This window comes from Streptomyces sp. NPDC024698, assembly GCF_055559015.1.
In genome coordinates this window covers 581,565-590,947 of the sequence record NZ_JBVHLK010000004.1, presented here as the reverse complement: position 1 = coordinate 590,947, position 9,383 = coordinate 581,565, and the positions used below count along the sequence as shown (strand labels likewise).

At 71.2% G+C, this 9,383-nt stretch carries 9 protein-coding genes; 2 read left to right on the top strand and 7 right to left on the bottom strand.

What is annotated here, in order from left to right; all coding sequences use genetic code 11:
• Positions 1-317, top strand: a 317-nt coding sequence (locus ACZ4AA_RS13535) for a hypothetical protein (RefSeq protein ID WP_467600292.1), incomplete at its 5' end; no start/stop codon positions are given.
• Positions 318-520: 203 nt separating this feature from the next.
• Here ACZ4AA_RS13535 and ACZ4AA_RS13530 read toward each other — a convergent pair.
• Entirely contained in the window at positions 521-1,528 is a 1,008-nt protein-coding gene (locus tag ACZ4AA_RS13530; RefSeq protein WP_467600289.1) for a stage II sporulation protein M, read from the bottom strand.
• Between the two features lie 131 nt (positions 1,529-1,659).
• Between ACZ4AA_RS13530 and ACZ4AA_RS13525 the strand changes: the two genes are divergently transcribed.
• Positions 1,660-2,622 carry an RDD family protein gene (locus tag ACZ4AA_RS13525; RefSeq protein WP_467600286.1) on the top strand — a complete coding sequence of 321 codons (963 nt, stop codon included), beginning with the start codon at positions 1,660-1,662 and terminating at the stop codon, positions 2,620-2,622.
• A gap of 67 nt (positions 2,623-2,689) precedes the next feature.
• Here the strand turns inward: ACZ4AA_RS13525 and ACZ4AA_RS13520 are convergent, their stop codons facing one another.
• The 6 genes from ACZ4AA_RS13520 to ACZ4AA_RS13495 all read right to left on the bottom strand — a co-directional run bounded on the left by ACZ4AA_RS13520 (position 2,690) and on the right by ACZ4AA_RS13495 (position 9,303).
• Positions 2,690-3,346, bottom strand: a complete 657-nt coding sequence (locus ACZ4AA_RS13520; protein WP_467600283.1) for a hypothetical protein — start codon at positions 3,344-3,346, stop codon at positions 2,690-2,692.
• A gap of 100 nt (positions 3,347-3,446) precedes the next feature.
• Positions 3,447-4,904 carry an adenosylhomocysteinase gene (ahcY, locus tag ACZ4AA_RS13515; RefSeq protein WP_467600280.1) on the bottom strand — a complete coding sequence of 486 codons (1,458 nt, stop codon included), beginning with the start codon at positions 4,902-4,904 and terminating at the stop codon, positions 3,447-3,449.
• Positions 4,905-5,295: 391 nt separating this feature from the next.
• Entirely contained in the window at positions 5,296-6,276 is a 981-nt protein-coding gene (locus ACZ4AA_RS13510; protein ID WP_467600277.1) for a cation diffusion facilitator family transporter, read from the bottom strand.
• A gap of 146 nt (positions 6,277-6,422) precedes the next feature.
• A complete protein-coding gene (manA, locus tag ACZ4AA_RS13505; protein ID WP_467600274.1) occupies positions 6,423-7,574 on the bottom strand; it encodes a mannose-6-phosphate isomerase, class I in 1,152 nt (383 codons plus the stop codon).
• A 126-nt stretch (positions 7,575-7,700) separates the two neighbouring features.
• On the bottom strand, positions 7,701-8,828 hold the full coding sequence (locus tag ACZ4AA_RS13500) for an SIS domain-containing protein (RefSeq protein WP_467600271.1): 1,128 nt from the start codon (positions 8,826-8,828) through the stop codon (positions 7,701-7,703).
• Positions 8,829-9,132: 304 nt separating this feature from the next.
• On the bottom strand, positions 9,133-9,303 hold the full coding sequence (locus ACZ4AA_RS13495; protein WP_242765862.1) for a Trm112 family protein: 171 nt from the start codon (positions 9,301-9,303) through the stop codon (positions 9,133-9,135).
• Positions 9,304-9,383: the final 80 nt, after the last annotated feature.

Genomic DNA, 9,383 nt, shown 5'->3' with positions numbered 1-9,383 from the left:
GGGGTATCAACATATCTGGCGTTGATTTTTGGCACGCTGTTGAGTTCTCAAGGAACGGACGCTTCCTTTGTACTCACCCTCTCGGGCTTTCCTCCAGGCGCTTCCCTTCGGTCTTGCGTTTCCGACTCTATCAGACCGTTTCCGTATCCGATTTCCTCGGCGCTTTCCAGGTTTCCACTTTCGCGTTTCCCTTTCCGGCGAGTCCGACTCTATCAGATCCTTTCGGGCCTGATTTCCTCGGCGCTTTCAAGGTAATCCGCTCTCGCGTTTTCCTTTTCAGCGGCTCCGACTTTATCAGAATCTGGGGACCGGATTGACCGGCAGCCATTTCTGAATCATCAGGAGGGGCTTCTTCTGAATCGACGTGTCGATTGCTTTGAGAAGCGAGCAGACTCTAACCGCCACCACCGGACGTGTCCAGTTCTAGGCAACTGTTCGAATCTACCTCCCCGAGCGACCCGTGTCAACGAGTTTTCTGGGGTGACGAGAAGGCTAGCAGGTCAGTGAGGGCACGCGCACATCAGGCGGCCGTCGGCAGCGTGGCGCTGCGCTCGGCCGCCGCGACGTCACCCGTCTCCCCCTCGCGCGCCGCACGACCGCCGAGGACATAGACGTAGGTGAGAAAGGCCAGTTCAGCGGCGATTCCGATACCGATGCGGGCCCAGGTCGGCAGGCCCGACGGCGTGACGAAGCCTTCGATGGCACCCGAGACGAAGAGGACCAGGGCCAGACCGATCGCCATGCCCAGCGCGGCGCGGCCCTCCTCCGCGAGTGCCGTCCGGCGGGATCGCGGGCCCGGGTCGATCACGGTCCAGCCCAGCTTCAGTCCCGTACCCGCTGCCACGAAGACGGCGGTCAGTTCCAGCAGGCCGTGTGGGAGGACCAGCCCGAGGAAGGTGTCGAGGCGGCCGGCCGATGACATCAGGCCGATGCCGACACCCAGGTTGAGCATGTTCTCGAAGAGGATCCAGAGGACAGGGAGGCCCAGAAAGACGCCCAGTACCAGGCACATGGCCGTGGCCTCGGCGTTGTTCGTCCACACCTGCGCGGCGAAGGCGGCCGCGGGATGGCTGGAGTAGTAGGTCTCGTACTCGCCACCGGGGCGGGTGAGGGAACGCAGTTCGCCGGGGGCCGCGATCGCGGCCTGGACCTCGGGGTGGGTACCGATCCACCACCCGAGGAGGGCGGCTATCGCCGTGGACAGGAGCGCCGTGGGCACCCACCAGTGGCGGGAGCGGTAGACGGCCGCGGGGAAACCGTGCGTCAGGAAGCGGGTGACATCGCGCCAGGAGGCCCGGCGGGTGCCCGTCACGGCACCGCGCGCGCGGGCCACGAGTTGGCTGAGACGCCCGGTCAGCTGGGGGTCGGGCGCGCTGGACCGGATCAGCGAGAGATGGGTGGCGGTCCGCTGGTACAGGGTGACGAGTTCGTCGGCCTCGGCTCCGTTCAGGCGGCGCTGACGGCGCAGCAGGGCGTCGAGTCTGTCCCACTCGGCGCGGTGGGCGGAGACGAAGACGTCGAGGTCCATCGGTTTGCCTGCTCCTCGGCTGCGCAACGGGGGCTCATCGTGGATGTCAGCTTGTCCTACTGGGGCGCGATGTGCCCTCAGCTTGGCAGACTGGCGGTTGTCGGGGCAGGTCAGGGGAAGGGCAGGCGCGCGTGAGTGAGCTGGTGACGGGCGAGGCAGTGGCACTGGAACTGCGGCCCGCGAAACTGCCGAGCCGGGCGCTCGCCGTGGTGCTCGACCTGGGCGTGGCGGTGGCCGTCTACATCGTCGTGACCATCGGTCTGGTCGCCGCGACCGCCGCGCTGGACGACGCGGCGCAGATCGCCGTCTCGATCGCGAGTTTCCTGCTGGTGCTGGTCGGCGGTCCGATCGCCGTGGAGACACTGAGTCACGGCCGCTCTCTGGGCAAGCTGGCGTGCGGGCTGCGGGTGGTGCGGGACGACGGCGGTCCGATCCGGTTCCGGCACGCCCTGGTGCGCGGTGCCGTCGGCGTGGTCGAGATCCTGATGACGTTCGGGATCGTCGCGTGCATCGCCTCGCTGGTGTCGGAGCGCGGGCGGCGGCTCGGTGACGTGTTCGCGGGGACGCTTGTCGTGCGGGAGCGGATTCCGGAGGGGAGTATGCCGTACGTTCCCGCCCCGCCGCCCTGGCTGGCGGGGCGGTTCGCGGAGCTCGATCTGTCCGCCGTGCCGGACGGACTGTGGCTGGCCGTCCGGCAGTACCTGACGCGGATGCGGCAGCTGGATCCGCGGATCGGTGAGGCGATGGCGCAGCGGCTCGCCGGGGAACTCTCCGCTCGTACCGGGACTCCGGCGCCGCAGGGTGTGCCGGCGGGCGCGTATCTGGCGGCTGTCGTGCACGAGCGCCAGATCCGCGAGGCCCGTCGGACCTTCGGTGCCACGGCGGGCGGCTTCCCGCCCCCCGTACCAGGTGACCGTCCCTTCACCCCGCCGGGCGGTCCTGCCACCCACCCGTTCCAGCCCGGCGCTCCCGCCGGCCCCTCCCTCTATCCGGCGCCCGGCGTTCAGCCCGCCCACCCGGCGCCCGGAGTTCACGCCGCCGGGCCGGGCGGCCGGGACGAGCGGCCGTCGACCGGTTTCGCGCCGCCCGCGTAGTCACCCGCGCCCCGCCCTCGAACACGGCGCCGGCTCCGCGGCGGAGTCCACCGGTGCGGCGCCGCCGTCAGGTGAACACCGACGGCGGTGATTCGAGGTGCTCCAGTTCTATGCCGGGGGCCGCGAGCACCACGTCCCCCGCGATGTGCACGGCGTGTTGTTCCCCGGTGTCCAGCGCTGTGACCTGGTATTCGTCCACGGTCAGCGGGCCGTTGTCAGTGGCGTGTGTTTCGCTTGCGATCAAGGCCCAGGACTGGTCGAGGGTGCGCGGGGCGAGGACCGGGTCGGTGAAGGCGACGAGGCGGACGCGGGTCGCCGTGGCGGTGGCGGAAGGGGTGAGGCGAAGGAGACGGGCGGTGGCGACGAGGAAGGCGGGAGAGGTACCGGTGAAGGCGTGGGCGGGCACATTGCCTTCGGCGGCCTCGGTCCCGGCGGGGTCGGTGCGGACCCAGGTCACGCCGTCGAGTGCGGCGCCCCGCACCTGCCAGCCCCCCGCGCGCAGTTCGAGACGGATGGGACGGCCGAGATCGTCGAGGGCGAGGTCGACGGAGCCGGTGACCGTCGCCGGTCCGGGCTCGGGCAGACCGTCGGGAGTGGTGCCGGAGGGGACGGTGAGCTGGGAGACGTAGCGCCAGCCGGAGGGGCCGGGCGCGCAGTTGAAGTGTTCGTCGGCGAGAGGGGTGTGATCGTGCGGATCATGGAGCGAATAGCGGCCGCGGGGCATGGGCGTTCAGGTCCTCATCGGGGACAGGCCCCCGCCGGGACGGCGAGGGCCTGCTGACATCCGGACGCCGAGCGGTGGTACCGCTGCTCGGCGGGCGTGCTCAGTAGCGGTAGTGGTCCGACTTGTACGGGCCCTCGACCTCGACACCGATGTACGAGGCCTGCTCGGGGCGGAGCGTCGTGAGCTTCACGCCGAGCGCGTCGAGGTGGAGCCGGGCGACCTTCTCGTCGAGGTGCTTGGGCAGCACGTAGACGTCGGTCGGGTACTCCTCGGGCTTGGTGAACAGCTCGATCTGGGCCAGGGTCTGGTCCGCGAACGAGTTGGACATCACGAAGGACGGGTGGCCGGTCGCGTTGCCCAGGTTCAGCAGGCGGCCCTCCGACAACACGATGATGACCTTGCCGTCGGGGAACTTCCAGGTGTGGACCTGGGGCTTGACCTCGTCCTTGACGATGCCGGGGATCTTCGCGAGGCCGGCCATGTCGATCTCGTTGTCGAAGTGACCGATGTTGCCGACGATCGCCTGGTGCTTCATCTTGGCCATGTCCGCGGCCATGATGATGTCCTTGTTGCCCGTCGTGGTGACGAAGATGTCGGCCTTGTCGACGACCTCGTCGAGGGTCGTGACCTGGTAGCCGTCCATCGCCGCCTGAAGGGCGCAGATCGGGTCGATCTCGGTGATGATCACGCGGGCGCCCTGGCCGCGCAGGGACTCCGCGCAGCCCTTGCCCACATCGCCGTAGCCGCAGACGACGACGGTCTTGCCGCCGATCAGGGTGTCGGTGGCGCGGTTGATGCCGTCGATCAGGGAGTGGCGGCAGCCGTACTTGTTGTCGAACTTCGACTTGGTGACGGCGTCGTTCACGTTGATCGCCGGGAACAGCAGAGTGCCGTCGCGGTACATCTCGTACAGGCGGTGGACGCCGGTCGTGGTCTCCTCGGTCACGCCGCGGATCTCCGAGGCGAGCTGGGTCCACTTCTGCGAGCCGTCCGTGATGGTGCTGTGCAGGAGTTCGAGGACGACGCGGTGCTCGTCGGACTCGGCGGTGTCGACCGAGGGGACCTTGCCGTCCTTCTCGTACTGGACGCCGTTGTGGACGAGCATGGTGGCGTCACCACCGTCGTCCAGGATCATGTTCGGGCCGCCGGTGGGGGTGTTCGGCCAGGTCAGCGCCTGCTCCGTGCACCACCAGTACTCCTCCAGGGTCTCGCCCTTCCAGGCGAAGACCGGGACGCCCTGCGGGTTCTCGGGCGTGCCGTTCGGGCCGACCGCGATGGCGGCGGCGGCGTGGTCCTGGGTGGAGAAGATGTTGCAGGAGGCCCAGCGGACCTCGGCGCCGAGGGCGACCAGGGTCTCGATGAGGACGGCGGTCTGCACCGTCATGTGCAGGGAGCCGGTGACGCGGGCGCCCGCGAGGGGCTGCGCCTCGGCGTACTCCCTGCGGATCGACATCAGGCCGGGCATCTCGTGCTCGGCGAGGGTGATCTCCTTGCGGCCGAAGTCGGCCAGGGAGAGGTCGGCGACCTTGAAGTCCTGTCGGTTGTCGACAGTCGTCATGCGAGCTGCTCCTCGGAATCGGGGCGAGGTGGGTAGGGCTGTTCTGCGCGGCGGCGGCACGTGACCCTGCCCGACGGGGCACGGACATGCTTCAGCGGGGCACAGGTGTGCCCGGTGCGCGCAGCGCAGTCCGTCGGAGGCCCTCTCTCCCTCGGCCGGTCCGCGGTGGGACCGCCCGACCGCCATCAGCAGCGACGTCTGGCTCAGTCACCAAGCTACACCGGCGGGCCTGTCCCTCCCCAGTCCACGCCCGGACAAAGGGGCCTTCACGGGCCTGATCGGATGGGCTCGGGCCAGCGGGCGGGTGCCGGAGCGGGGTCCCGGACAAAACAATGCCGCCGGGGCCCGTCCGTGTCCGGGACGGGCCCCGGCGGTGCAAAAGCCGGTGGGGTCAGTGGTCGGCCGGCGACGGCGTGGGTCCGCCGGGCGTCGAGGCGGGGTCCGGGCCCTTGGCCGCGGCGGCCTCGCTGTAGATGTCCGGCTCCAGGTAGATCACCCTGGCGATCGGGACGGCGGCGCGGATGCGGGCCTCGGCGGCGTCGATCGCGCGGGCCACCTCGGCGGCCGTGTCGTCGTGCTGGACGGCGATCTTCGCGGCGATCAGCAGTTCCTCGGGGCCGAGGTGGAGCGTGCGCATGTGGATGATGCCGGTGACGGTGTCGCCGTCGACCATGGCCGCCTCGATCTTCGAGGTGTCCTCCGGACCCGCCGACTCACCGAGCAGGAGGGACTTGGTCTCGGCGGCGAGCACCAGGGCGATCAGGATGAGCAGGACACCGATGCAGACCGTGCCGATGCCGTCCCAGACGCCGTCGCCGGTGAGCAGGGCGAGGCCGACGCCGCCGAGCGCGAGGACCAGACCGATGAGCGCGCCGAAGTCCTCCAGGAGGACGACGGGCAGTTCGGGGGCCTTGGCGCGGCGGATGAACTGGGACCAGGAGTGGGAGCCGCGCAGCTCGTTGGACTCCTTGATGGCCGTACGGAAGGAGAAGCCCTCGGCGATGATCGCGAAGAGCAGGACGCCGACCGGCCAGTACCAGTGCTCGATCTCGTGCGGGTGCTTGATCTTCTCGAAGCCCTCGTAGACGGCGAACATGCCGCCGACCGAGAACAGGACGATCGAGACGAGGAAGGCGTAGATGTAGCGCTCACGGCCGTAGCCGAAGGGGTGCTGCGGGGTCGCCTGGCGCTGGGCCTTCTTGCCGCCGATCAGCAGCAGTGCCTGGTTGCCCGAGTCGGCGAGCGAGTGGACGCCCTCGGCGAGCATCGAGGAGGAGCCGCTGAAGGCGAACGCCACGAACTTCGATACCGCGATCGCGAGGTTGGCGCCGAGTGCCGCCACGATCGCTTTGGTGCCGCCTGAAGCGCTCATCTGCTCCTGCTGTCCCTTCGTACGCCGTCCGGACCCGTTCGTACCCTCGTACCCCGCCCGGTCCGGGCTTTGCCCGCCTTTTGCGGTGGGTCATTCTTGCAGCCCGTTCCGCCGGCGCCGCGCCTCAGGTCGCCTCCGTCGTCCCGTCAGGCGACCACTGTCGCACGGAAGATCGTGCCGGAACCGGACACTTCGGCCTTTTCGCCGACCGGTACGAAGACCGAGGTGCCGGGGGTCAGGTCGATGCCGTCGGCGCGTACGGAACCCGAGGTGCAGAGCAGGATCTGCGGGGTCTCGCGGGTGAGGTCGCGGGGATCGGCGTCCGCGGCGACGACGTACCGGGAGAGGCGGAACTCGTCGATGGGCGTCGCGTAGACCTCTTCGCCGTCGGGGGACGCCTCGGGGCGCAGGACGCCGGGGTCGGCCGCCTCGAACCGGACCACGCGCAGGAGTTCGGGGACGTCGACGTGCTTGGGGGTAAGTCCGCAGCGCAGGACGTTGTCGCTGTTGGCCATGATCTCGACGCCGAGGCCGTCCAGGTAGGCGTGCGGGATGCCGGCGCCGAGGAAGAGGGCCTCGCCGGGCTGGAGCCGGACATGGTTGAGGAGCATCGCGGCGATGACTCCGGGGTCGCCGGGGAAGTGGTGGGCGAGTCCGGCGTACGGGGTGTAGGCGCCGCCGAGGCGTTCGCAGGCGGCGGTGGTCTCGGCGACCGTACGGGCCATGTCCTCAGGATCGGCGCTCAGCACCGCGGTGAGGACCTCGCGCAGCGCGGCCTCCTCGGGGTGGGCGCGCAGCAGGTCGACGTACGGCTTCAGGGAGTCGACCCCCAGGGCTTCGAGGAGTCCGGCGGTCTCCTCCGGGGCGCGGAAGCCGCACAGGCCGTCGAACTCGGTGAGGGCGCAGATCAGTTCGGGCTTGTGGTTGGCGTCCTTGTAGTTGCGGTGCGGGGCGTCGATCGGGACGCCCCGGCGCTCCTCGTCCTCGTAGCCCTCCCGCGCCTGTTCGAGGTCGGGGTGCACCTGGAGGGAGAGGGGGGCGCCGGCGGCGAGGAGCTTGAGCAGGAAGGGCAGGCGCGGGCCGAACCTGGCGACGGCGGCGCGGCCGAGTTCTCTCTCCGGGTCCTCGGCGACGACCTCGTTGAGCGGACCGCGCTCCGTGCGCGAGGGAGCTCCCGGGTGGGCGCCCATCCACATCTCCGCCTGCGGTTCGCCGGTCGGCTCGGCGCCGAGCAGCCGGGGGATGGCGGTGGTCGAGCCCCAGGCGTAGGGGCGGACGGTGTTGTCGAGGCGGTCCATCGGTGTTTTCTCCATACGTGCGCCGGCCGGGCCGCGGCGTGCGGGCGCCGGCCGGGGGCGTGTGTCAGGGGTGCCGGCCGCGGGATCCGGCGGTCTGGTGTGCCGGGCGCGGGGTCCCGCTCAAGATCAGGCCCCCGAGGCGAGCGCCAGGTAAACGGCGGCGAAATCCGTGATGGCGATCAGCTCGGCGAGGGTTTCCAGTTCGCCGCCCTCCTCGGGTTCGAGCTCGCTGATCGCGGTGTCGTGGCTGAGGGCGAGTTCGCGGGCAGCGGGGGCCGCGCTGATCCCGCCGATGGGACGGTCGCGGAGCAGCACCACGCGCGCGTGCAGTGCCTGTGCCTCCTCGACGCGGTCCCGGAAGAAGTCGTCGGGGTCGGCGCCGGCGGCGAGCGCGCCCGCGAGCAGCACGCTGTGCGAGGCGAGCGCCTCGGGGAGTTCGGCGGTGAGGGCGGGGCGGCCTGCGAGTTCGGCGAGGGCGGCGGTGAAGCGGCGGCCGGCCGGGCCCGCCGAGGTGCCCTCGGTCCAGATCACCGGGAGCGCCTCGGCCAGTTCGACGGCGAGGGTCTTGGCGGGGTTGCTGTAGGTCGCGATGGCGGGACCGCAGCGCTCCGCGACACGGTCGAGGCGGTCGGCGACCTTCTGGAGCGCGTGCGGCGGCGCCGCGACCAGGCCGGTGCGGTCGAGGAGGACGAGCAGCGGGGTGAGCAGGGCCCAGAGCACGCCGGGGGCCGAGGCCCCCAGGGGCTCCTCCTGGTCGTACGGGGCGGTCGCCATCGGTACGAAGAGGCCGTGGCTGCCTTCCACCCACTCGGCCAGCGGGGAGCCGGCGGGGGCGACGGCGGCGACGGTGCTGCCGCGCCGGTAGGCCTGCTCGATGAGCAGTTCCAGGCCGGGTTCGCTGCCGTCGGGGGTGGCGATCAGCAGGAGGTCCACGGGGCCGGCCCAGCCGGGCAGGTCCCAGCGCAGGGCGCCTCCGGCGGGGGCGACGCCCGTGGGGGTGATCCGGGTGAGGGGGCAGCTCGCTCCGGCGAGGGTGCCGAGCAGTTCGGCGACGCCGGTGGCGGCCATTCCGGGGCCCGCGATCAGGACGGCGCGCGGGCGGCCGTCCGGCTTCAGCTCGGAGATGCCGGCCTCGGCGGCGTGCCGGACGGCGGTGCGCACCCGGGCGCCGGCCTCGGCGGCGCCTCGGAGCAGGGCCCGCCGGTCGGCCCGGGTGAGGGCGTCGGGATCGTCGAGGAGCGATTCGTCGAGCATGGGGTCGGTAGCCTCCGATCGCCGGGGGCGGGCGCTTGCGCGTGAGCCGCCGGGGTCGCTTGCACGGGGTCGCTCGCGCGAGGTGCCGAGCGGCGCTGGGTCGGACCGGTGCGGGCCGGTGTGCGCCGGTCGCCGGTCGGGACGGCCGCGTCGCCGTCGTCCGCGGCGGGCGGCTGGGCCCGCGCTCGTCCTCGGGTGTCGTGGCTCGTCTTCGTGCCTGCCGCGCCGTCGCCGGCCCTCGGGCGGCGACGACGTCTCGCGTGCGGCGGCCGCGGTGCCGCCGTGCGCGAGGCGGGTGCGTCGGTTACGCGGGGCGCCGGGCCTCGTCGACCAGGAGTACGGGGATGCCGTCGCGGACCGGGTAGGCGAGGCCGCAGTCCGCTCCCGTGCAGATCAGCTCGGTGTCCTGCTCCTTGAGCGGGGCATGGCAGGCCGGGCAGGCGAGGATCTCCAGGAGGCCGGCTTCGAGCGGCATGGGGTGTCCTTCCGAAACGGTGGATGCGGCCTGGTCAGGGTACCGCTGCGGGAAGCCGGGTGCCGGGGCGCGCCCACGGT

Excerpts from the sequence above, each read along its gene's own strand:
- ACZ4AA_RS13530 (WP_467600289.1), bottom strand. The coding sequence starts at position 1,528 with ATGGACCTCGACGTCTTCGTCTCCGCCCACCGCGCCGAGTGGGACAGA.
- ACZ4AA_RS13520 (WP_467600283.1), bottom strand. The coding sequence starts at position 3,346 with ATGCCCCGCGGCCGCTATTCGCTCCATGATCCGCACGATCACACCCCT.
- ahcY (WP_467600280.1), bottom strand. The coding sequence starts at position 4,904 with ATGACGACTGTCGACAACCGACAGGACTTCAAGGTCGCCGACCTCTCC.
- ACZ4AA_RS13510 (WP_467600277.1), bottom strand. The coding sequence starts at position 6,276 with ATGAGCGCTTCAGGCGGCACCAAAGCGATCGTGGCGGCACTCGGCGCC.
- manA (WP_467600274.1), bottom strand. The coding sequence starts at position 7,574 with ATGGACCGCCTCGACAACACCGTCCGCCCCTACGCCTGGGGCTCGACC.
- ACZ4AA_RS13500 (WP_467600271.1), bottom strand. The coding sequence starts at position 8,828 with ATGCTCGACGAATCGCTCCTCGACGATCCCGACGCCCTCACCCGGGCC.
- ACZ4AA_RS13495 (WP_242765862.1), bottom strand. The coding sequence starts at position 9,303 with ATGCCGCTCGAAGCCGGCCTCCTGGAGATCCTCGCCTGCCCGGCCTGC.